We start from the raw sequence: 22,715 nt of genomic DNA, 5'->3' as shown, positions 1-22,715 counted from the left end.
GATACGATAGTTAAATGTGATCCGTTCTAAAGAAACCAACAGAATCAGCAGCTCTGATCTGTTTCCAAGGGCTTACTCAAGGGACGCATTTGAATCACGATTATAAGATTTCCGAAAAACAACCTAATCCTGAAACATCACTACACAAATAAAACGCCCCCCCCACTCTAATTACATAAATACATAAGCAGTTTTATTAAAAAATGATTGACAACCCAACTTCTCAGTATACCATTTTGTTTAGGACCTTTATTAACTTTTTTAACAGAGAAATACGAGAACGATATAAGAATAAGCGACTCAAATTTTCCAGCCGCTCACTATTTCCTTTTTCCATACCATATTAATTTTATATGAGGAAATTAACCATGGGCAATTTATCCAAACGAAAAGCTTTCACGTTAATTGAATTACTCGTTGTCATCGCGATCATCGCGATCCTGATTGCTCTGCTGCTACCCGCGGTCCAACAGGCACGTGAAGCAGCCCGTCGCTCCCAATGCAAGAACAACATGAAACAGTTGGGACTCGCCTTTCATAACTATCATGACACGTTCACCAGCTTTCCTAACGGCAGTCATCCCACCCCCGGTTATCCTGGTGGGGGTTATCACATGGGCTGGGCTCCCAAAATTTTCCCTTATATTGATGAAACGAACCGTGTACAAGCCATGGAAAGTTTCTCTGCAGATCCCATTACACAACTGGCCCCCTGGCGATTCGACAGTGCGCCCCACAATGGTTCCAATCAGATCTGGGGACCTGTACCTGTTTTTGCCTGCCCCTCCTCAGCCCTGGGGGATCGGTCTCCAGATATCGTGAACTCCACACTCCCCTGGATTGTAGGACATGGTGCCCTGCACTATCGAGGCTGTGCAGGACGCATTGAAGATGTCACAAACCCCACGGACAGTAATAACTATCGCTGGGCCAACACCGGGCTCATGTATCCTCAGAGCAAAACTCGTTTCCGTGATATCACTGATGGAGCCACAAACACAATTCTACTGGGTGAATCTTCTTCTTCGCACGGCTGGTCTTCTTCCATGAAGGCGGGCTGGGGAGGCATCCAACCCTGGACGTGGGGAATGTACTGGTACACTGACACCCGGAGACTGACTTTGGACAGTAAGAACATTCAGTTTCCCATCAACTATCGAGGAGACTTCGGTACGAACCACACACCTTTTACCAGCTACCATATTGGGGGCGCTCATTTCATGATGGGTGACGGTTCGGTTCACTTTATCAGTGAGAATATCGATCTGGCTCTACTCAAAGCACTAGGAACACGTGCCGGTGGAGAAATACTCGGCGAGTGGTAAGTCTTCTGAGAAACTCACCATTGAGACGGGAGAGCCGAGGTACAGGCATCCCGTCTCTGAGTCTCACTTACGAAATATATTAGAGGTTTCTAAACCAGTTCTCTGCTAACTACATGTCAAGTCAGGTATTTCCCATGAGCCTACCACTATTCATTTATAATCACTCAAGCCGCTTTAACAGGAAACCATTGCTCTTTATGGTCTGTGTTTTGTTATCAACTTTAACAGGTTGTGGGGATGGACATCCTGCAAGATCGCTTGTGACAGGCACAGTCAGCTATAATGGTAAACCTATAAGTATCGGATCACTCGTCTTCGTACCAGTCGGCGGTGGACCTTCAGCACAGGGAAAGGTCGCCCGCGATGGATCTTATGAAATGGGAACTTTCGATGAGGACGATGGAGTCATTCCTGGTAACTATAAAGTAATGATCGTTGCTTTAACCAGTTCCGGAGGTTCGGGTTTACCGGAAGATGAAGTAAAAGCAAACAACGAACCGGTCTCTGTCATTCCTGAATGGTATGGTGATCTTGAAAAGTCCGGGCTGTTGGTTACCGTCACCGCAGACAAACCCAATACCATTGATTTCCCACTGACTGACGATAAACCGAAAGATCCTGTCACAAAATAATTCAACTGGTCATTGCAGTACGGAACATCAACTCCGTACTGCAATGCTTTCCTCTCTTTACTGCCTGCCTTCTCCGAAACTCCACTCATACAGGGTAATTCCAGCGTTTTTTCGAAGTGTCTGATCGGCTCAAACTCGACTGAATGCCACTAATAACCTCATACTCTCCCCGTCACCGTAGATTCCGGCATTCAATTCGCTTTCAGACACACTGTTGAATATAATGCAGGAAGGCTGTTATTGCCTGCTTCCACCTCGCTCTCCACAAATGACCAGTTATTGCAGAGAACATAACTTTAAAGATTATTCATGAGTACAAATTCGCCTTCCAGTCGCCAGCAGTTTGAAGAATATAAAGCAGAATTTCGAGAAGTACAGACCGGCGCTCAGGGAAAGCCGTCCACAATACGCGACCGCACATCGTGGGAGCTGGTCAAGAGTTTTCTGAGGCTGCTCAAAGTTCATCGCCGGTCGATGATATTAGCTCTGTTGACCTTAACAGTCGCGACCTTACTCGCCTTGATCCCGCCAGCGGCAACCAAATTTGTCGTTGATTACGTGCTCGACAAAAAACCGCTGCCGAAGTTGATACCGGCTTGGTTTCCTCATGAACCCTGGCCAATGCTGGTGTCGATTACGGTGACCGTCATTATTATCTCCATGATTCGCATTGGCCTGCAGATCTGGGGACGCTGGCACGCGACACGCGTGACCAAAATGATTCAGATGAAAGTTCGCAAAGAAGTATTCGCACAGGCAGTCCGGTTGCCTCTGCATCGGGTACAGGAACTTAAATCAGGAGGCGCCGCAAGTATTCTACGCGAAGATGCCGGCAGTGTGGGAGAACTTGTGTTTGGCATGCTTTACAATCCCTGCCGTGCCATCATTCAATTGCTGGGCAGCCTGATAATCCTCGCCTGGGTCGACTGGCGACTACTGCTGGGGGCCCTCTTTCTTGTCCCTCTGGTTTATCTGTCTCATCGTACCTGGATCAGTCAAATTCGCCCACAACATAAAAAGATCCGGGCACAACGCGTTGCCGTTGATGCTTTGGCCACAGAATCGTTTGGTGGAATGCGCGTGGTCCGTGCCTTTGGACGCCAGCGATCAGAAACCAGCCGCGTGCTGAGAGGTAATCACCTGATGGGACGCCAGGAACTCTATGCCTGGTGGTGGGCACGCTTCATTGAGATTGTCTGGGAAACTCTGATCCCAGTCGCTTCCGCCTGTCTGTTGCTCTATGGCGGCTGGCAGGTGCTTCAGGGAGAATTAACACTCGGTGACCTGGTCATGTTTCTGGCTTACCTGCTGATGTTGCTCGGTCCACTGGCAGTACTCGCACAGAGTGCAGCACAGTTTCAGAACAGCCTGTCCGGGTTCGATCGCGTCCTGGAGTTGCTGGACGAACCTCGCGAAATGGAATCGGCAACCGCGCGGACAATCAACAAATCAGAAATCGAGGGACAAATCACATTTGAAAACGTCAGCTTTCAGTATCCGAATTCAACACAGTATGCATTAGAGGAGATCTCACTCGATATCGCTCCCGGTGAAACCATTGCCCTGGTTGGCCCCAGCGGCGCCGGCAAAACCACTTTCTGCAATCTGGTCGCCCGCTTTTACGATCCCACATCAGGACGGGTTCTGCTCGATGGTCGGAATCTGATTGATCTCGACGTGGAAAGTTACCGAAATCATATCGGCGTCGTCGAACAAGATGTATTTCTGTTTGATGGCTCGATCGCCGAGAACATTGGATACGGAGATCGCAAAGCGACAATCGAACAGATTCAATATGCTGCAAAAATTGCAAACGCAGACGAATTCATCAGAACATTACCGAACGGCTATCGTACATTGATCGGAGAACGTGGTGTCAAATTGAGTGGAGGACAACGCCAGCGACTGGCGATTGCCCGCGCGATTCTCGCTGACCCCAAAATATTAATTCTTGATGAAGCCACCAGCAATCTGGACACTGAAAGCGAACGGCTGATTCAGGATAGCCTGACCACGCTGATGCAGGATCGCACCTGCTTTGTGATTGCACACCGCCTGAGTACGATCACCCATGCCAGTCGTATTGTCGTTTTTGAGGGGGGGCGTATCATCGAAAGTGGCGCACATGAAACCCTGATGGAGACTGGCGGAAAGTATAAGGAGATGGTACTCCTACAGACCAGCCCTGCGAAGGTGACTTAAAAATGCGCAGGCGATGCACATTCGTTTTCTGAATTATGGACTTCTTGGTCACATTTTAAAATTGAAATCACACACTCGCATGTTTACAATTTTATGTATCACTCCTGTATCGTGAGTGCATCACGATCCCACCCAATGTTGAAATAAAAACAGATTCATTCATTTCAACAGCGTTCACAAGAAATCAACAGATAATCATTACCTTTTTCAGATAATGATTTGATATCGAAACCAACCCGAAAAGGAAATCAGTAGAATGAAATCCATCGTTCTCAGTCACAGTCAATCAATTTTCAAATTCAGCATCGTTTGCGGAATGACGATTGGCTTTCTTCAACAGAGCAATCTGCAGGCAGCTGAAAAACAGACCACCCCTAAATCAAATAAAGTGATGCTGGGGACAGCAGAGCTGACCTCAGGCATTCCTGGAAAAGGTCCTTTGAGCGAACAGGAAATCAAAAACTGGCTCAAAGATCCTGAAAACCATGAAGTTCTGGAAATCACACTGCCACTCGGCTTAAGTGCAGGCACTGCCCAGATGGTCGGACTCAAAGAGAATCCGCTCACTCGTGCGAAGGTGGAACTGGGACGCCAATTGTATTTCGATACGCGTCTCTCTGTCGACAATTCCATCAGTTGTGCCAGCTGTCATCACCCCGATGAAGGTTTTGGACGGCATACGCAATTCGGTATCGGAATCAAAGATCTCGAAGGGGGACGTAATTCACCTGTGAGTTACAACCGGATTCTAAGTGGCCCCCAGTTCTGGGATGGACGCGCCGCCACTTTGGAAGAACAGGCCGTCGGTCCCATTGCCAATCCAATTGAAATGGGACACACCCATGAAGCCGTCGTCAAATCAATTAAAGAGATTCCCGGTTACCGACTGCAATTCCACAAAGTCTTTAATGACGGTGTCAATATCGATAACATCGGCAAGGCCATTGCCGCCTTCGAACGCACACTGGTTTCTGGACCATCCCCCTTCGATTATTATGAGCAACTACGTCCGTTCCTGAAATTGGATAAAGAAGATCTGGAAGACTTCAAAGAAGAATACACGGCTGCCCTGACACTCGCCGAAGCGCATCCCATGTCGGAAAGTGCCAAGCGGGGACGCGAACTGTTTTTCAGTGAGAAGGTCAACTGTGCCGCCTGCCATCTGGGTCCCAACCTCGCTGATGAAAAATATCATAACCTGGGAATCGGAATGTCTGCCAAAGAGCCAGACCTGGGACGCTATGTAGTAACCAAACTGGAAAAAGATAAAGGCGCCTTCAAAACGCCGACGATTCGAAATGTTGAGTTCAGTGCGCCTTACATGCACGATGGCTCACTGAAAACGCTGGAGGAAGTCGTTGAACACTACAATAAGGGAGGGGACCCCAATCCTTATCTAAGTGAAAAAGTCAAGAAACTGAACCTTACTGACCAGGATAAAAAAGATCTGGTCGCGTTTATGAAAGCCTGCAGTGGTCCCTTTACGCAAGTCGAATCGGGACGGTTGCCTCAATAAATCACCTGATTCATCGAGAATGTATCACATTTAACCATAGCGTCTCTCAAACTAATATACTCGGGCCAAACAGCCCTGGAGACGCTACAGTAAAACTAGACACCGTCTAGCTCCTCACAGCCCGGTTTCCAGACCGGGCTGTTTTTTTGTCGCACAGAACTTTTCGTTCTCCTGTTGCATTTTCTTCCAGTCTGGTATTCTTAAAGATCACTGTAAATCAATTCCTGCCAAAGCACTGCTTTATTCAAGAAGGACTCAATTTGACAGGTGTAATGGAAGTCATCTTACTGACTACACTCGCGGGTATCACCATTCCCCTGGGCGGCTTTCTTGCCAAAATCGAACACATACATCCCCAGTGGCTGGAAGACGAGTTTCGGCACTCGGTCATCGCCTTTGGTGGCGGTGTACTGCTGGCTGCAGTCGCTCTGGTGCTCGTACCGGAAGGCATTTACGAACAGCCACCCTGGATTGCTTCCCTCGCCATATTGTCGGGTGGCATCTGTTTTATGTTCTGCGACATTTATCTGGCCACCCATCGCAGTTCAGCTGCGCAACTGCTCGCCATGCTGCTTGACTATGTCCCGGAATCGATGGCATTAGGAGCATCCTTCGCCACCAATAGTCAGTCAGTGGGACTGCTGCTGGCCATCCTGATTGGCCTGCAAAACTTACCTGAAGGCTTTAACGCCTACCGCGAACTGGACAGCTCATCGACTATGAGAAAATCATCCATCCTGCCCGGTTTTTGTCTACTTGTTCTGCTGGGGCCTGCATCAGGACTAACCGGATACTACCTGCTGGCTTTATATCCCCGACTGGTGGGACTGATCATGCTGTTCGCTGCGGGAGGTATTCTTTATCTGACTTTTCAGGACATTGCCCCTCAGGCACAGATCAAACAACGCTGGGCTCCTTCTCTGGGTGCAGTCATCGGTTTTGTCTTCGGACTGATCGCCCAGATGGTCATTGCCTGATAATCGTCAAATCTCCCTGATTCTTCTGCTACCGACATCAACTGTGTTTACACATTGAAATTCCAGTCTATAGTGGATTTATCATCATTTGCTTTCAAACATTTCTGCCATTTCAATATTAAAGGGATGTGCGTGTCGAACTCCAATCCATCGAGCCCGGGTTCACCTGTCTGGAAATCTCTGGAAACATTGATTGCTGTTTTTACGATCATTATGATCACCGCCCATTTAATTCTGCGGTATGGAACAGGTAGCTCTGATCTTCTACAAAACCTTCCTCTCTGGTCCGTACTGGCGCTGGGGGGAACTCCCCTGGTCTGGGGACTGCTGGTCAAAATGGTTCATCGAGAATTCGGCTCCGACCTGCTGGCGGGAATCTCCATCGTCGTATCCGTATTGCTCGATGAATATCTGGCAGGCTCCCTGGTCGTGCTGATGCTGTCCGGCGGTGAAGCGCTGGAAGCTTATGCCGTCCGTAGCGCTTCTTCTGTACTGCAGGCGCTCAGTAATCGCATGCCATCTGTTGCTCACAAGAAGACAGATGCCGATATAGAAGATATCGCCCTTGATCAGATTGCCGTCAATGACACGCTTGCTATCTTCCCGCATGAGATCTGCCCTGTAGATGGAATAGTCATCGAAGGTCATGGCGTGATGGACGAATCCTACCTCACGGGGGAGCCTTATATGATGTCCAAAACGCCGGGCTCCCAGGTACTTTCCGGAGCCATCAATGGTGAAGCGGCTCTGGTCATCCGCGCGGAAAAACGAGCTGTCGACTCCCGCTATGCCAAAATCATGCAGGTGATGCAGACCTCTGAACAGCATCGTCCGCGAATGCGACGTATGGCTGACAAACTCGGCGCCTGGTACACACCACTGGCAGTGCTGATCGGACTGGCTGCCTGGGGACTATCCGGTGATCCAGTTCGCTTTCTGGCTGTCATGGTGGTTGCGACGCCCTGCCCGCTACTGATTGCCATCCCGGTCGCCATCATTGGCTCGATTTCCCTCGCCGCAAGGAGAGCCATCATTGTCCGTGACCCCACGGCGTTAGAAACAGCGGACACCTGTCGCGTCATTATCTTCGATAAAACAGGAACCCTGACTTATGGAGAACCTCATCTTACCGAGCAACTGTGCGCAACAGGCTTCGATCCACTGGAAGTTCTCTCACTTGTTGGTAGCCTGGAGCGTTTTTCCAAACATCCCCTCGCCGGTGCAATTTTAAAAACAATGCAGGAAGCAAATGCGATCAGCCATGAAGCAACCGAAATCAGTGAGCCCCCGGGACAGGGCATGCGGGGAACTGTTGCCGGGCATTCTGTGCAGATCACCAGTCGCAAAAAGCTGTTCAAACAGCAACCCGCTTTGGAAGATCAACTGCCTCCACAGGCAGGAGGCCTGGAATGCGTGATCCTGATCGATGATCAATATGCCGGCATTTATCGATTTCGTGACACCCCACGCACGGATGGTCATTCTTTCATCTCACACCTTTCGCCGCGACACCAGATTCAGAAAACCATGCTGGTTTCCGGTGACCGGGAATCAGAAGTTCGTTATCTGGCTGAGGAGGTTGGCATAGAAAATGTCTACTTCAGCCAGAGCCCCGAACAAAAACTGGAAATCGTCAATGCAGAAACCAGTCAGGCCAATACAATCTTTGTAGGGGATGGTATCAACGACGCACCTGCCCTCGTCGCAGCCACCGTAGGCATGGCCTTTGGCCAAAACAGTGATGTGACCACCGAAGCCGCCGATGTGATTGTGATGGACAGTTCACTACGGAAGATTGATGAATTCCTGCATATCAGCCGCCGCATGCGTCGTATCGCTTTACAAAGCGCCATCGGAGGCATGGCTTTGAGTATGTTGGGAATGCTACTTGCTGCTGCGGGATATCTCCCTCCAGTGGCAGGTGCGCTCTCTCAGGAAGTGATCGATGTGCTTGCCGTACTAAATGCGCTACGAGTCGCTTTACCGCCCAAAGAACTTATTGATTTCAATCCTGATCGCCCTGCCTGAAGTTGCAGGAAAAATCAACGGGAGACGCTTCACTTCGCTTCAAATCGCACTGCAGGAATTCCGTTTGAATAGGAAATCACATAGCGCCCATCCGAAGTGGGATAGATCACATCCTGCTGCAACTCAAAATCAGTCGACGACTGACGCAAGCGAAACTGCTCTTTGCCGGGAATAATATACGGACCACCGTATTTGACAATCATCTTTGTCCTGTCACCCAGTGAATGTCCCGTTGATTTGAATATCACGCCATCCAGATCAGCCTGTGTGACAAACTTTGCCTCAACGTCCAAGTCCGCCGCCTGCATATTCTGAACCATCTGTTTTGCATCTTCATAAGGACAGGTCGTATCCCCTGCTCCATGGATGACCACAATTTTCCCGGCATGCCCCATTGTCTTCATCGCTTTAAGATGTTCCGGATTCCCAATGAAACGAATTTCCTGTGCTCCGGGTGCAAGATAATCTGCTGAATTTTGATCCTGACTGTAGCGGGCATCCAGACTACTGCCCCCCGGCAGATGAAAGGCGATATCATCCGACAGACGAGGCATTCCACAGATATCAACGACACAGGTAAAGGTATGTGGTGCAAACTTATTACACATCAGCGTCACATTTCCTCCTCCCGATCCACCGGTGGAGTAAATCCGACGCGAATTAAAAGGGATCTTCTGTTTGATTAAAGCATGGTAGACATGTGAAAGTGCCCGTAATGCATCAATGGCCTGCAGATAACCAAAATCGTAGGGAGCACCTGACTGATCTCTCCAGGAGCCGCTTTGTACATAATCTACCGAGATCGCAATCACATTCAACTCTTTAGTGAGTATCGCCGGATTCCCGGCCCCTGAATGATTCGTCCCTCCCCAGTTATGCAGATTGAGCATCAGCCCGGTTTCGGCATTCACATTCTTCAGGTCTTTTCCCGGATAATAGAGATACACTTTGACCGACCGTGGTCCCGGCTGAAACGGCCATTCCTGTGTCGCGATGGAAAAAGTGCTGTCCCGCTCTGGTAAATCTGCTGCCTGCAACAGAGAGCACTCTAACCCTGCGAGTATAAATACCAGGCTGGAAAATAGTAATCGGATCATGAAAAGAACCTTCACTGAATACAACAACGCAGAAACGGATTTACGGGAATTCAACAAGCAATCGCTTGACGCTCCCTCTGAGATCGATCATGGTAAATGAATCCCGCAGAGTCAACACTGACCATACCCTATCAGGAAGAAGCCCATGACTTCACTGCCGATTGTAAAACCAGAGGAAATCAAACTCGACAACGAGCGGTTGCAACAGGCGGGAAGTTTGCTGAAAGAGTGGACTGCAGCAGGCAGTGTTCCCGGAGCCGCCATTGTTGTCGGGCGGTACGGTATGATGGTCGAACCTCAATTCTTTGGAAAACAGGGACCCGAAAAAAACGCGGAAGCCATTCGGTCTGATGGTATGTTTTTGCTGGCCTCTATTACCAAACCGATCGTCTATATGAGTGCACTGCGTCTGGTAGAACGAGGCGATCTGGTTCTCTCACTTCCCGTTACACACTATATTCCCGATTTTGCAGCACACCACAAAGAATCCATTCTGGTCCATCATCTGTTTACGCACACTTCGGGCATGCCTGATATGCTGGAAAATAACGTCGCACTTCGTCAGTCCAGGGCGCCGCTCAAACAGTTTATCCAGGGAGCCATCTACGATACCGTCCCCCTGTTCCAACCCGCGGGAACCGGGCTCAGCTATCAGAGCATGGGCACATTGATTCTCGCAGAAATCGTACAGCGATTGACTCGAAAAACCATTGCGCAACACGTTCGGGATGAAATCATCAAACCGCTGGATCTGCAGAATACCTGGCTGGGACGTGGTGACTTTCCCCGTGAAAGACTGGTCCGCGTTGAAACCCCGGAGTATCAGATCGGCTCCAACTTTGGCTGGAACAGTGATTACTGGCAGGATCTGGGAGTCCCCTGGGGGGGCATGTTCAGCTCTCCCGCGGATATGGCAGTCCTCTGTCAGTGCATGCTGAATTATGGCGAAGTGCAAGACCGGCGTCTGCTCTCCCGCTCAATGCTGGAGATGGCAACAACCAACCGATTAAATGACTATCCGGATCTGCCTGAGCCCATCCGCCGCTCGCAGCCCTGGGGGCTGGGCTGGCGATTAAATCATCCTGGTCAGTCCGGGAGTTGGGGAAACCTGCTCGACCGCAGTGTATTTGGACACACTGGCGCAACAGGAACCATGGTCTGGATGGACCGCCGCCGCAATGGATTCGCAGTGCTGTTAACCACAGCCATTCGTTCTCAAGCCCCCTGGCGTCTGGTAAAACTGTCAAACATCATCGCGTCTGCTTTTAATTGAACAGAATTTCTGTCCAGAAATACGTCCCCCACAATTACGATAAATTAAAGTCTGGCTCCTGCTCATTACGATGGAAATGAAGACCGTATAGCAAAGATGCTCGAATTATCATTCGCATAGACAAGTAGGTAAGATAGTTCATCTGGGTCCCGAACCATTTTGGTCTAGGATCATTTTTTTTCATGTTAGAAATTGATGAATTCACATTCATTATTCAGAATAATCCACTATACTGAGTCTCATCCATTTTAAAGCACACATCTTCAAAGAATCATTTCTAAAGTAGAATGACCGGGAAGATGCAGATTTATTCTGGATCTTTACTGGGATCATCTCACCGATCCAGCAAGACATCAGCGCGAAACAGACACCTTTGAATACCAGATGCCAGGCATTGATTATGAACTCTGTGATTCCTGTTCTTGACCCCGCGTCTCCGCAGGCAGAGGCCATTAACAATTTATTTCTACAGGTATTACTCATCAGTGCTGTCATCTTCGCGATCGTATCAGGCTTAATCCTGATTGCCATCTCGCGTGGCCGACGCCGTGACACACTGCCCGAACAGGACTTTGGCAGCGAGAAATCAGAAATCTTCTGGATGATCGGTCCTGTGATCATTGTCATCTGGCTGGTCGCCATCAGTGCCAACCTCGTCATCACCCTCAATGCTATCCCCCAGGCAGACCCCGATGGAAAGACCAATTTCAATGATGTCGATCTGATTGTGACCGGTCATCAATGGTGGTGGGAAGTGAAATATCCCAAATCCGGAATCATAACCGCTAATGAAATTCATATGCCCGCGGGTAAAGACAAAAAATTCCGCATTCTGGTTACATCTGCCGATGTGATCCATTGTTTCTGGGTTCCACAACTGGGACGCAAGATCGATGCCATTCCGGGCAGAGACAATTATATCTGGCTGCAGGCAACAAACCCGGGTTCGTATCAGGGACGCTGTTCTGAATACTGTGGTGCTCAGCATGCCTGGATGAACTTCAAAGTCTACGCTGATACGGACGAAGAATTTCAGACCTGGGAAGCCAGTGAGAAGCAGGTCACCGAACAGCCCCGGTTACTCTCTCCCCTGGCCTCTGACGGCAAAAAGTATTTTTTCCAGGCAACTTGCCCGCAATGTCATACCATTCAGGGAACAGAAGCGGCTGCCACGATTGGTCCTGACCTGACCCACTTTGCCAACCGCAAGGAAATTGGTGCAGGAGTCATTGAAAACACACCGGAAAATCTGGCTTTGTGGCTCAAAAATCCCCAGGCGCTCAAACCGGGATGTAAAATGCCAGACTTCAAGCTGAGTGACACAAACTTAAAACAACTCGTAGCCTACCTGGAGACACTCAAGTGACGACAGGATCCGTCGAACAACCACAACTCACGATGCTTGAACCCCAGCCGACTTCCACGCGCATGCTGGACTGGGTCGGTACACTCGACCACAAACGCATCGGCATCATGTATATCCTCACCGCCGTATTCTATCTGGCGGTCGGAGGCTTCGAAGCTCTGCTGATGCGTATTCAGCTGGCTTTCCCCAACAATACGTTTCTTTCACCGGAAATGTTCAACCAGCTCTTCACCATGCATGGCACCACGATGGTCTTCCTCGTAGGTATGCCGGTCTTAACCGGCTTTGCCAATTATTTCGTTCCCCTGATGATCGGTGCACGCGATGTCGCGTTTCCCCGCTTGAACTCCTTTGGATTCTGGATGTTCTTTTTCGGAGCAGCCCTGCTGCACTTCAGCTTCCTGACCGGATCGGCTCCAAACGCCGGCTGGTTCAGCTATGTGCCCCTCTCTTCCAAAGCCTACAGTTCCCTGCAGGGAGTCGATTACTGGATCATCGGCCTGCTCATCATGGGCATCGGCTCTGTCTCCGGGGCAATCAATATTTTTGCCACGATTATCAATCTGCGGGCCCCAGGCATGAGTCTGCAGCGCGTCCCCCTGTTTGTGTGGATGATGCTGATGCAGGCGATTCTAATCATCCTCGCTCTGCCCGCTCTCAACTCGGCTCTGGCCATGTTATTAATCGACCGCTGGTTAGGCTCCGCGTTTTTCGATCCGACACGAGGTGGTTCCGCAGTCCTCTGGCAGCACTATTTCTGGATCTTCGGTCACCCCGAAGTTTACATCCTGATCCTGCCCGGCTTTGGTATGATCTCAGAAGTCATTCCCGTCTTCTCTAGAAAACCGATCTACGGATATACCTTCGTCGCAGCCTCGTCTGTAGCAATTGTCCTCCTCGGCTACGGAGTCTGGGCGCATCATATGTTTGCCGTCGGGCTGGGCATGTACGCCGACATCTTTTTCGCCGTCGGTTCACTGCTGATTGCCATCCCCACAGGAATCAAAGTCTTTAACTGGACCGCCACACTCTGGGGGGGAGAAATCCAGTTTAACACCTCGCTACATTTTGCAGTCGCGTTTCTACTGCAGTTTGTAGTTGGCGGGCTCACGGGCATCATGTTCGCTGCCGTCCCGATTGACTGGCAACTGACAGATACCTACTTCGTAGTTGCTCACTTTCACTACGTACTGATCGGGGGACTGGTCTTCGCCTTATTCTCGGCAGCCTACTACTGGTTCCCCAAAATGACCGGACGCATGCTGAATGAACGCATCGGAATTCTGCAGTTCTGGCTCTGGGTTCTCGGCTTTAATATGACTTTTATGGTACAGCATTTCCTGGGATTGATGGGTATGCCCCGCCGCGTCTACACCTATGCTGACAATCCCGGTTGGGCCATGCTGAATGGAATTGCGACACTGGGCGCCATTTTCATGGCAGTCGGCACCCTGGTCTTTCTCTGGAATATCTTCAAAAGTTTACGTAGCGGAAAAATTGCCGGCGACAATCCCTGGGATGCCTTCACGCTTGAATGGGCCACCACTTCGCCGCCTCCGCCGGAAAACTTTCCAGTCATCCCCGAAGTGAAAAGTCGACGTCCCGTCTGGGACATCAATCATCCGGAGTATGCTGACTGGAAAAAAGAAAAAACTCCAGAAGATAAAGGCAGACGCGGAAACCTGGCCAAAATCGCTGCCTGGTCATTCATCGCTTCCGAAGCAGTCTTCTTCCTGCTGCTCCTGATCGCATACGTGGTCTTCAATACAAAACTCATGGCACCGGTGGGCGAAGCCAGTTCCCCCGAGACGCTGTCTGATGTGACTTCATCCGTCCTGGACGTCAAACGGACTGGCATCTTCAGCCTGTTCCTGATTGCCAGCAGTATCACTTTCTGGATCGCTGAACGTTTTTTGAAAGCCGGAAAAAAATCTGCGTTTGTCTTTTCCCTGGGCCTCACCATTTTGTTGGGCATCATCTTCCTCGCCGGTCAGGTCTGGGAATATACGGGACTCCTGACGAGTGATATCAGTATCAATACAGACTTGTTCTCAGCAACTTTTTTCACAGTGACCGGGTTCCACGGAATTCACGTGACCGCCGGTGTGATTGCCCTGTTTGTCATGCTGCTGATGGGGCTCAAAGGAAATTTGACATCTGAGAAAACACACGTCTTCGGAGCCGTCGGCGTGTATTGGCACTTTGTCGATGTCGTCTGGATCGCCGTCTTTGGAATTATTTATCTGGGGCTTCTGCAATGAGTTCGTATTTCGATCTGACAAGCAGTTTATGGAAATGGGATTCCCCCGTCTGGCTGTTGGTCCTCGCACTGACCGGGATGTATTTCCTGTTACAGCGTGGCACCACAGGAAAACGCGTGACAGCATTTGCGACTTCAATGTTTGCCCTGGTACTCGCCTACGTCTCCCCAATTGGCGTTCTCTCCGACGGCTACCTGTTCAGTGCGCACGTCATTCAGCATCTGTTGCTCTTATTGATAGTCCCCCTGTTTCTGCTGCTCAGTCTATCTGAATCTGCCATGGAATCGCTGTTCAGCCGTCCTTTCATGAACCGGCTGGGATCTGTGATGGCCGTCCCGTTCCTGGGTTGGCTTAGTGGCCTGGGAGTGATGTGGTTCTGGCATATCCCATCTTTCTGCAATGCATCGACGGTTAACTACTCACTCGGAATTTTCCGGGATGCCACCTTCCTGCTGGCTGGCCTGGCATTCTGGTGGCCCGTCTTTTCGCCTGTCAAACGGTATCATTTGAATCCAGCGGTGGCGGTCGCTTACCTGTTTTCAGCCTGCCTGGCCTGTACGCTGCTGGGCATCTATATCACGTTCACCGTCATCTCCGTCTGTCCCGCGTTTGCCAGCCCCGTCGATCGCATCGGAATTCTGAATCTGCTCTACGACCAGGGACTGACTCCTGCGACAGACCAGCGACTGGGTGGACTCCTGATGTGGGTCCCCCCCTGCTCACTCTACGTGACCGCGATTATGGTCGTTCTCAAACGCTGGTATGCTGATATCGAACATGTCCCGGCTCCACAGTCGACGGCAACACCAGGTTCTCTCAGGGAGGCACATCAGTGAATCAGCCCGATTTACCCGAAACACATTCTGAAGAAACCACCGAACCGGAACTGCAGCCCACGTATGCCCCTGCAACACTCGCCCTGGGTATCATGTTTATGTTCTGGGGAATTTTGACACACTGGAGCATGTCACTGATCGGAATCATGGTCATGGTCGGAGGCATCTGGGCCTGGATGAAAGAGATCAACAGCTCATGGAGTGAAACGCCTTGAATACCGAACAACCTCAGTCAGATCAACCATGTTGCCAGCAACAGCAGCGCCGCACGTTTCTGACCCGTCTTTCCATCGGGTTATCAGCGGTGATTGGACTTATAATCACCTTACCGGGAATCGGCTTCGTTCTGGCACCTGTTTTTCGCAAACCCAAACAGCAATGGAGAACGGTCGGTAAGCTTGAAGACTTCAAAGTTGGTGGATTCGTGCTCGTACAATATGAAGACCCCTCTCCGGTCGTCTGGTCTGGTGTGACGGCCAAAGCCGGTGCCTGGATCCGACGCGCCAGCGAATCTGAATTCATCGCCTTTTCCATCAACTGCCGACACCTGGGTTGCCCGGTTCGCTGGGTTGAGGACCCGCGACTGTTCATGTGCCCCTGTCATGGCGGCGTTTACTATGAAGACGGTACGGTCGCTGCTGGACCTCCACCCGAACCATTGGATCGACTGAAAGTGCGTGTGCGTAATGGTCATGTGGAAATTGAAACAGCACCCACACCTTTGACGCTGACAAAGTTAACCTGAAAACCACCTTTGATGAAAAGCGAGTATCCGGCTGAATGAGTGACAACTTCCTGACTCGAACCTGGAACTGGATTGACAATCGAATTGGTTTTTCCGATTACATTGTTCCGCTGATGGTCCATCTCGTGCCCGACAACGCCCGCTGGTGGTATATCTTCGGTAGCGCCACTCTGTGTGCCTTTGTGGTTCAGGTTCTGACCGGAATCAGCCTGGCCATGTCCTATGTTCCGGGCGGGGAGAACACTTACGAGAGCCTGGTTTACATTACAAATACAGCACCGCTGGGCAGCCTGGTACGGGGCATGCATTATTACGGCGCCTCCGCCATGGTCATGCTCGCCGTCATACACATGGTGCAGGTCTACATGCACGCCACGTATAAATACCCACGCGAAATGAACTGGATGAGCGGGGTCGTGCTGCTCTTCGTCGTGCTCGGCATGGCATTCACCGGTCAGTTATTACGCTGGGATGCGAACGGCGTCTGGTCGGTTACCGTCGCTGCGGAAATGGCAGGGCGAACCCCTATCATCGGCCCGACACTGGCTCACTTTATTCTGGGTGGTGAAACGGTCGGCGGTTCCACCATCACCCGCTTTTTTGCCATGCATGTTTTCATCATGCCTGCTCTGATTTTTGCCGGCATCGGATTGCACATGCTGCTGATCATGAGGCATGGGATTTCCGAAATGCCCGATGTCAAAGAACCGGTTGACCCGGACACCTATAAAGAAGAGTACGAAAAGCGGATTCACAAAACCGGCGTCCCCTTCTGGCCTGATGCCATGTGGCGGGATATGATCTTCTCTACGATTATCGTGGCTGTCATCCTGGGCTGTTCCCTGTTTCTCGGGCCACCCGCTCTGGATCCGCCCCCCAATCCCAGCAGTATCAATGCAAACCCACTGCCCGACTGGTACTTTCTCTGGTACTTCGCCGTACTTTCACTGCTGCCTCCCCAGCTTGAAACCTGGGTCATCCTGGGAGTACCGGTCCTGGGATTCCTCGGACTCTTCTTTCTACCCATGATTTCCAACAAAGGGCACCGCGCCCCTTCCAAACGCCCCTGGGCCGGCTTCACCGTGATCTTCGGATTTGTCGCCTTCCTGGTATTAACAATTTATGGATATAAAAAGCCCTGGTCTCCCGACTTTGGCGTAAAATTTCTGCCGGCATCCATCGTAGGCACCGATCAGGGACCGCTGGCTGAAGGGGCCAAACTGATGCACATTAAAGGCTGCCTGTATTGTCACGATATCGGCGGCTATGGAGGGCATCGTGGTCCGGAACTGACAGAAATCGGGAAATTGCTGACTCGTGACGATTTGATTATCCGCATCAACAATGGCGGACATAATATGCCTGCCTTTGCCAGTTCCATCAGTGATCAGGAATTACAGTTGATTGTTGATTTCCTGCTGACGCGGGGCGTGATGCATGAGGATAATTCCCAAGCGACCGCCACACCCTGACATCGTCTTATTACAAGCGATTCCATCGAGTTCAGATCAAATTAACTCATCACTTCTGACAGGTAAGTTCCATGAGATATTCGGCGTATATCCTGACAATCGTTTTAGCACTGCTCTGCCTGATTCTCGGGCTGACTGTTGAAAGTGATTTTCTCTGGGCGCTACTGGTCCTGATTCCCCTGGCGTTGCTGGGAACCTGGGACCTGATACAGACGCGTCACAGTATCACCCGTAATTACCCGATCATTGCTCACATGCGTTTCCTGCTGGAAATGATCCGTCCTGAAATTCATCAGTATTTTATCGAAAGCAATATCGATGGGCGTCCCTTCAATCACGATGCCCGATCTTTGATTTATGAACGTGCCAAAAACATTGATGGTTTAAAACCTTTTGGAACCGAACTGGATGTCTACGGCGAGGAATACGAATGGCTCAACCATTCCATGGCCCCTCGTCCAAAATCAAAAGAACTCTTCCGTACCACCGTCGGCGGCCCTGAATGCAAACAGCCTTACTCCTGCTCCATTCTTAATATCTCCGCCATGAGCTTTGGTGCGCTCAGCCCGAATGCTCTACTGGCATTGAATGCGGGAGCCAAAAAAGGCAACTTCTATCACTGCACGGGCGAAGGGGGCGTCAGCCCTTATCATCTCAAAAACGGGGGGGACCTGGTCTGGCAAATCGGTACGGGCTACTTTGGCTGCCGTAATAACGATGGGACTTTTAACCCTGATCTGTTCCAGGAACAGGCGGCTCATGAATCCGTCAAGATGATCGAAATCAAAATCTCCCAAGGCGCCAAACCAGGACATGGCGGCGTCCTGCCGGCTGCCAAAATCACTCCTGAAATTGCCTCTACCCGCAAGATTCTGATGGGGCAGGACTGTATTTCTCCCCCCGGCCATAATACCTTCAATACGCCCATCGGTCTCTGCGAATATATCGCGCAACTCCGCGAACTCTCGGGCGGCAAACCGATTGGTTTCAAACTCTGTATCGGCCACCCCTCTGAATTTCTCAGCGTCTGCAAAGCCATGCTGCAGACAGGCATTCTCCCCGACTTCATTACTGTCGACGGAGGTGAAGGGGGAACCGGGGCAGCGCCGCTGGAATTCTCTGATAACATGGGAATGCCTTTGAAAACAGGTCTGATCTTCGTTCACAATGCACTCGTTGGCTGTAATCTCAGAGACAAAATTAAAATCGCCGCCGCAGGAAAAATCAGCTCGGCCTTTACCCTGTCCCGTGCCCTGGCGATCGGTGCCGACTGGTGCAACTCCGCCCGTGGCTTCATGATGGCAGTCGGCTGCATTCAGGCCCAGTCCTGCCACACCAATGAATGTCCCGTCGGTGTCGCGACCCAGGACCCCGGACGTCAACGCGCCCTGAATGTCGGAGATAAAAGCGAACGCACGTATAATTTCCACCACAATACGATGGAAGCGCTGGCGGAAGTCATTGCAGCTGCAGGGCTCGACCATCCCAATGAACTTCGCCCGTGGCACATCTACCTCAGAACCAAACGCACCGAAGTTCTTTCCTACCACGAAGCCTTCGATTTCCTGCAACCGGGTGAACTGCTCAACGATTGCCCTTATCCCGTCTATAAAAAAGTCTGGGACCTGGCCTCCGCGAACACTTTTGAAACACACCACGGCTAAACAGCACTCCCGCTGACAGCCTTTCAACACCTGCAATTTCAGCTGATCTTTCATCAAAAAAGATTGCCGCTTCGTCCCTGCATAAAATCAGATCGTTGGCACAGATCATTCCGGTACCAATCCGAACACTGTTCAGTGGTATTCCATCAATTCTTTGATACCATCCCCGCATGGTTACCACACTCATTGGACATATTGACTCAGACTGCTTCTATGTAAGCTGCGAAAGAATCAGATCTTACAGTCTGCGCGGAGTTCCCTGTGGCGTGCTGGGTAACCAGGGAGCCTGTGTCATCGCCAAGAGCTACGAACTCAAAGCCTATGGCGTCAAAACAGGACACCCGATCTGGGAAGCCAAGAAACTCTGCCCGCACGCCGTTTTCGTGAAGCGGGATTTTCGCTGGTACGAAGTCATTTCCCGGCGACTGCTCGATCTGCTCAAAACTGTCAGCCCCCTGGTTGAATATTACAGCATTGATGAAATGTTTTTTGATGCCTCCGAGCTTCAGCGATATTTTCGACTCCCCCTGGAAGCTGCCACCCGGGCTTTGCAGACACTGGTTCAGGAGGAAATCGGCGTCCCGGTCTCGATCGGAATTGCTCCCTCCCGCACCCTTGCCAAACTGGGCAGCGATGCCGCCAAACCATTCGGCGTGCAGATAATCGAGCGCGACTGTGAACGGTTTCTCCGCTCACAACCCGTGGGGGAACTATGTGGCATCGGCAGCCGTAGCGAGCGCAAACTCCGCGACAGAAACATTCACACCTGCTGGGACTACCGTCAGGCAGATCGTCTGCTGATTCGTAATCTGCTCACCATTAAAGGGGAAGCCCTGTGGTGGGAACTGCGAGGTGATGCGGTCAATCCGATTCAGACCACTCGCCCTCCTCACAAAGCGATTGCCCGCGGCGGCTCGTGTGGCGGAAAGACCATGGATACCGATCGTATTCGTGCCTGGGCGGTACGAAATATCGAGCGCCTGATTGAAGCCCTTGATCATCACCGCGTCTATGCCCGGCACATCAGCCTGCAGATCGACGCCAATAAAACCGCACTCTGGCTGGGACGTACGCCACTGGCGGTCCCTTCCGCATCCTTTCGCATGATTTATGATGCGGTCATGCCCATGCTGGCGACGGCACCAACCACGCACCCGGTCAGCCATATGCACATCATTGCCGAAAATCTGACCTGGCGGGACCGGATCCAGAAATCATTGTTCTTCGAAGACGCGCAAAGCCCCCTCGATCAGATCAAACGGGACATCAATCAAAAACTGGGCCGGTTTGCCATTCGCAGCGCCGAGACACTGCCGCTGCATGAAATCTACCATGACGCGACACACAACTATGACATCTGTGACATTTCTGGAAAGATGTGCTTCTAATGTGCACCGGGATCACCATTGCCTGGCGGGACATCCCCACCAGACTCATTCGCAAACACCAGCTCGACGAACGCATCATCCAGCGCTCGGAAACAGCAGACAAAGAAATCATGTTCATGCAGCGGCATCGTCAGCCCCTGCTCCCTGTCTTTTACCAGGGAGAACTGCAGATCCTTCCCTGGGGTAATCGACAGCGTCACAGCAACGCTCCTCTCGCCTGGTGGTGTGAAGTCGCCACCCTCGAATCAGGCGCCTGGTCCATGTACCACCCCGAACCGGTAGAAATCCTCGCGAACTTCGGACTGGAACGCGGTGTCTGGTTTCAGATCAGAGAAGGCATTCAAGGCGCAATCATTCACGATCAGCACGAACACCCCTGCGTCTACCTGCTCCTGCAACCCGCGTCCCACTACTACCAGGTCATGACCGGCTATCACCGCGAACCCGTCTTTCTGGGTGAGCAGATTTGAAAACGCTGGAGTCAGTTCAAGCCATCCAATCCCAACTAAGCTATTGAGCACACGCTCATCACGCGATATACTTCAGCAAAATTCCCGTCACTCAGGAGAGAAGATTATGAACGGATATCGCTTCTACACTGCTACCAGCCTGCTGTTACTCACCGCGCTATTCACCGCCTGCCAGAAGCCAGCGCCTGCCCCCAAGGAAGAGCCTGGCGTCAATGCAGAAACCGAGATCATCCCCGAACCCAATGCTGGCTCGGAAAAACCGCAGTTGAATGTCGCCATCAGCACGGACATCGCCCCCTATGTCATGAAAAATGGGACGACAGGCATCGAAGTCGATATTGCCACCCAGGCACTCCCCGGTTATCAGCTCAATTTCGTTCAGATGCCTTATGAGAAACTGCAGTCAGCAGTCGCCGAAGATCGGGCCGACATGGCTCTGGGAGTACAGAAATTCAAAGACGTCGAAGGAATTTTCTACTCCGAAAATTTCATCGACTTCGTGAACGCGGCAATCACCAAAAAGTCAGCGAACCTGAAAATCGAAAAGGTCGCCGATCTGGCTGACCATAAAGTGCTCACCTGGCAGGATGCGTACCTCGAACTCGGCCCCGAATTCGAAAAACTGTTCGCCCCCGACAGCCCCCAACGTAAGAACTATGTGGAAGTCGCCGACCAGAGTGAGCAGGTCCAACAGTTCTGGGACGCCAAAGACGCTGTGATTGTAATTGACCGCAGTATCTTCAACGCCATCAGCCAGGCGACAGGACACAAACTGAGCGAAGTCGAGTATGCGTCGATTTTCCCCGAGGCCACGTATTTCAAAGCCAATTTCGAAGAAGCCGACGTCCGCGACGCCTTCAATACCGGCCTGAAAAAACTCTGCAGCAGCGGTGATTACGCCAAGCTGCTCAAGAAATACAACATCGACCTGCCAAGTACCATCTGCGATCAAAAATAGAAACCATGACCAGGATTACCTACCTGAAGGGCGACGCTACCCAGCCGCAGTCGAAGGGCAACAGGATTATTGCGCATGTCTGTAATGATCTGGGCGGCTGGGGCAAAGGCTTCGTACTGGCGATCAGCAAACGCTGGCCTGAACCGGAGGCCGAATACCGCCTGTGGCATCGCCAGCGCGCGAAGAACAGCTTTGGTCTGGGTGAAATTCAGCTGATCAATGTCGAAAAATATATCTGGGTAGCCAATATGATTGGTCAGCGCGGCATGAAAACCGGCAGCAAAGGCCCTCCCGTCCGCTATCCGGCCATCGAACAGGGCTTGAAATCAGTCGCTGAGCAAGCCCGTGAACTTTCGGCATCAGTCCACATGCCACGCATCGGCTGCGGACTGGCTGGTGGAAAATGGGATAAAATTGAACCACTGATTAAACAGACGCTCTGCACTGCAGAGATCGAAGTGTATGTGTATGACTTTGACACATAACCTGGATAGTATTGCCTGTT

At 51.1% G+C, this 22,715-nt stretch carries 19 protein-coding genes; 18 read left to right on the top strand and 1 reads right to left on the bottom strand.

Going from position 1 to position 22,715, the window contains the following annotated elements:
- The first annotated feature begins 368 nt into the window (after positions 1-368).
- From ACN0YH_RS21405 to ACN0YH_RS21380, 6 genes are all read left to right on the top strand, one after another.
- The gene (locus tag ACN0YH_RS21405; protein ID WP_417381631.1) at positions 369-1,325 is read left to right on the top strand and encodes a DUF1559 domain-containing protein; all 957 of its coding nucleotides are present in this window, start codon (positions 369-371) and stop codon (positions 1,323-1,325) included.
- A gap of 260 nt (positions 1,326-1,585) precedes the next feature.
- Positions 1,586-1,957: a hypothetical protein gene (locus ACN0YH_RS21400; RefSeq protein ID WP_417381630.1), complete on the top strand. Its 372-nt coding sequence runs from the start codon at positions 1,586-1,588 to the stop codon at positions 1,955-1,957.
- Between the two features lie 309 nt (positions 1,958-2,266).
- Positions 2,267-4,159: an ABC transporter ATP-binding protein gene (locus tag ACN0YH_RS21395; RefSeq protein ID WP_417381629.1), complete on the top strand. Its 1,893-nt coding sequence runs from the start codon at positions 2,267-2,269 to the stop codon at positions 4,157-4,159.
- 256 nt (positions 4,160-4,415) lie between these two features.
- Positions 4,416-5,675: a cytochrome-c peroxidase gene (locus ACN0YH_RS21390; RefSeq protein WP_417381628.1), complete on the top strand. Its 1,260-nt coding sequence runs from the start codon at positions 4,416-4,418 to the stop codon at positions 5,673-5,675.
- Positions 5,676-5,935: 260 nt separating this feature from the next.
- On the top strand, positions 5,936-6,652 hold the full coding sequence (locus ACN0YH_RS21385; RefSeq protein WP_417381627.1) for a ZIP family metal transporter: 717 nt from the start codon (positions 5,936-5,938) through the stop codon (positions 6,650-6,652).
- A 126-nt stretch (positions 6,653-6,778) separates the two neighbouring features.
- Positions 6,779-8,680, top strand: coding sequence for a heavy metal translocating P-type ATPase (locus ACN0YH_RS21380; RefSeq protein WP_417381626.1), 1,902 nt, complete (start codon positions 6,779-6,781; stop codon positions 8,678-8,680).
- Positions 8,681-8,709: 29 nt separating this feature from the next.
- Here ACN0YH_RS21380 and ACN0YH_RS21375 read toward each other — a convergent pair whose 3' ends face one another.
- Entirely contained in the window at positions 8,710-9,777 is a 1,068-nt protein-coding gene (locus ACN0YH_RS21375) for a DUF2920 family protein (RefSeq protein ID WP_417381625.1), read from the bottom strand.
- A 145-nt stretch (positions 9,778-9,922) separates the two neighbouring features.
- On the opposite strand from ACN0YH_RS21375, the gene ACN0YH_RS21370 reads away from it, so the two are divergent.
- From ACN0YH_RS21370 to ACN0YH_RS21315, 12 genes are all read left to right on the top strand, one after another.
- Positions 9,923-11,050: a serine hydrolase domain-containing protein gene (locus ACN0YH_RS21370; RefSeq protein ID WP_417381624.1), complete on the top strand. Its 1,128-nt coding sequence runs from the start codon at positions 9,923-9,925 to the stop codon at positions 11,048-11,050.
- Between the two features lie 400 nt (positions 11,051-11,450).
- A complete protein-coding gene (coxB, locus tag ACN0YH_RS21365; RefSeq protein WP_417381623.1) occupies positions 11,451-12,416 on the top strand; it encodes a cytochrome c oxidase subunit II in 966 nt (321 codons plus the stop codon).
- On the top strand, positions 12,413-14,677 hold the full coding sequence (gene ctaD, locus ACN0YH_RS21360; RefSeq protein ID WP_417381622.1) for a cytochrome c oxidase subunit I: 2,265 nt from the start codon (positions 12,413-12,415) through the stop codon (positions 14,675-14,677). The genes coxB and ctaD overlap by 4 nt, the downstream gene beginning before the upstream one ends.
- Positions 14,674-15,513 carry a cytochrome c oxidase assembly protein gene (locus ACN0YH_RS21355; protein ID WP_417381621.1) on the top strand — a complete coding sequence of 280 codons (840 nt, stop codon included), beginning with the start codon at positions 14,674-14,676 and terminating at the stop codon, positions 15,511-15,513. The genes ctaD and ACN0YH_RS21355 overlap by 4 nt, the downstream gene beginning before the upstream one ends.
- On the top strand, positions 15,510-15,728 hold the full coding sequence (locus tag ACN0YH_RS21350) for a hypothetical protein (protein ID WP_417381620.1): 219 nt from the start codon (positions 15,510-15,512) through the stop codon (positions 15,726-15,728). Before ACN0YH_RS21355 ends, ACN0YH_RS21350 begins: the two co-directional genes overlap by 4 nt.
- On the top strand, positions 15,725-16,258 hold the full coding sequence (locus ACN0YH_RS21345; RefSeq protein WP_417381619.1) for a ubiquinol-cytochrome c reductase iron-sulfur subunit: 534 nt from the start codon (positions 15,725-15,727) through the stop codon (positions 16,256-16,258). The genes ACN0YH_RS21350 and ACN0YH_RS21345 overlap by 4 nt, the downstream gene beginning before the upstream one ends.
- Before the next feature lie 35 nt (positions 16,259-16,293).
- Positions 16,294-17,730 (top strand): cytochrome b N-terminal domain-containing protein, encoded by a 1,437-nt coding sequence (locus ACN0YH_RS21340; protein WP_417381618.1) that lies wholly within the window; start codon positions 16,294-16,296, stop codon positions 17,728-17,730.
- 71 nt (positions 17,731-17,801) lie between these two features.
- Positions 17,802-19,394 carry an FMN-binding glutamate synthase family protein gene (locus tag ACN0YH_RS21335; protein ID WP_417381617.1) on the top strand — a complete coding sequence of 531 codons (1,593 nt, stop codon included), beginning with the start codon at positions 17,802-17,804 and terminating at the stop codon, positions 19,392-19,394.
- A gap of 170 nt (positions 19,395-19,564) precedes the next feature.
- Complete coding sequence (locus tag ACN0YH_RS21330) at positions 19,565-20,782, top strand: DNA polymerase Y family protein (RefSeq protein ID WP_417381616.1); 1,218 nt, start codon at positions 19,565-19,567, stop codon at positions 20,780-20,782.
- Complete coding sequence (locus tag ACN0YH_RS21325; protein ID WP_417381615.1) at positions 20,782-21,252, top strand: hypothetical protein; 471 nt, start codon at positions 20,782-20,784, stop codon at positions 21,250-21,252. The genes ACN0YH_RS21330 and ACN0YH_RS21325 overlap by 1 nt, the downstream gene beginning before the upstream one ends.
- Positions 21,253-21,358: 106 nt before the next feature.
- Positions 21,359-22,210 carry a substrate-binding periplasmic protein gene (locus ACN0YH_RS21320; protein WP_417381614.1) on the top strand — a complete coding sequence of 284 codons (852 nt, stop codon included), beginning with the start codon at positions 21,359-21,361 and terminating at the stop codon, positions 22,208-22,210.
- Positions 22,211-22,215: 5 nt separating this feature from the next.
- Positions 22,216-22,695, top strand: a complete 480-nt coding sequence (locus tag ACN0YH_RS21315; RefSeq protein WP_417381613.1) for a macro domain-containing protein — start codon at positions 22,216-22,218, stop codon at positions 22,693-22,695.
- Positions 22,696-22,715 lie beyond the last annotated feature (20 nt).

Origin of the sequence: Gimesia sp. (genome assembly GCF_048262075.1) — a bacterium.
Lineage (GTDB): Bacteria > Planctomycetota > Planctomycetia > Planctomycetales > Planctomycetaceae > Gimesia.
Note: the sequence above shows the minus strand (reverse complement) of the source record. Positions and strands in the feature narration are given on the sequence as shown.

Coding starts and splice junctions, on each gene's coding strand:
- ACN0YH_RS21390 (WP_417381628.1), top strand. CDS start 4,416: ATGAAATCCATCGTTCTCAGTCACAGTCAATCAATTTTCAAATTCAGC.
- ACN0YH_RS21330 (WP_417381616.1), top strand. CDS start 19,565: ATGGTTACCACACTCATTGGACATATTGACTCAGACTGCTTCTATGTA.
- ACN0YH_RS21395 (WP_417381629.1), top strand. CDS start 2,267: ATGAGTACAAATTCGCCTTCCAGTCGCCAGCAGTTTGAAGAATATAAA.
- ACN0YH_RS21355 (WP_417381621.1), top strand. CDS start 14,674: ATGAGTTCGTATTTCGATCTGACAAGCAGTTTATGGAAATGGGATTCC.
- ACN0YH_RS21380 (WP_417381626.1), top strand. CDS start 6,779: ATGTGCGTGTCGAACTCCAATCCATCGAGCCCGGGTTCACCTGTCTGG.
- ACN0YH_RS21375 (WP_417381625.1), bottom strand. CDS start 9,777: ATGATCCGATTACTATTTTCCAGCCTGGTATTTATACTCGCAGGGTTA.
- ACN0YH_RS21320 (WP_417381614.1), top strand. CDS start 21,359: ATGAACGGATATCGCTTCTACACTGCTACCAGCCTGCTGTTACTCACC.
- coxB (WP_417381623.1), top strand. CDS start 11,451: ATGAACTCTGTGATTCCTGTTCTTGACCCCGCGTCTCCGCAGGCAGAG.
- ACN0YH_RS21335 (WP_417381617.1), top strand. CDS start 17,802: ATGAGATATTCGGCGTATATCCTGACAATCGTTTTAGCACTGCTCTGC.
- ACN0YH_RS21325 (WP_417381615.1), top strand. CDS start 20,782: ATGTGCACCGGGATCACCATTGCCTGGCGGGACATCCCCACCAGACTC.
- ACN0YH_RS21340 (WP_417381618.1), top strand. CDS start 16,294: ATGAGTGACAACTTCCTGACTCGAACCTGGAACTGGATTGACAATCGA.
- ACN0YH_RS21370 (WP_417381624.1), top strand. CDS start 9,923: ATGACTTCACTGCCGATTGTAAAACCAGAGGAAATCAAACTCGACAAC.
- ACN0YH_RS21315 (WP_417381613.1), top strand. CDS start 22,216: ATGACCAGGATTACCTACCTGAAGGGCGACGCTACCCAGCCGCAGTCG.
- ACN0YH_RS21405 (WP_417381631.1), top strand. CDS start 369: ATGGGCAATTTATCCAAACGAAAAGCTTTCACGTTAATTGAATTACTC.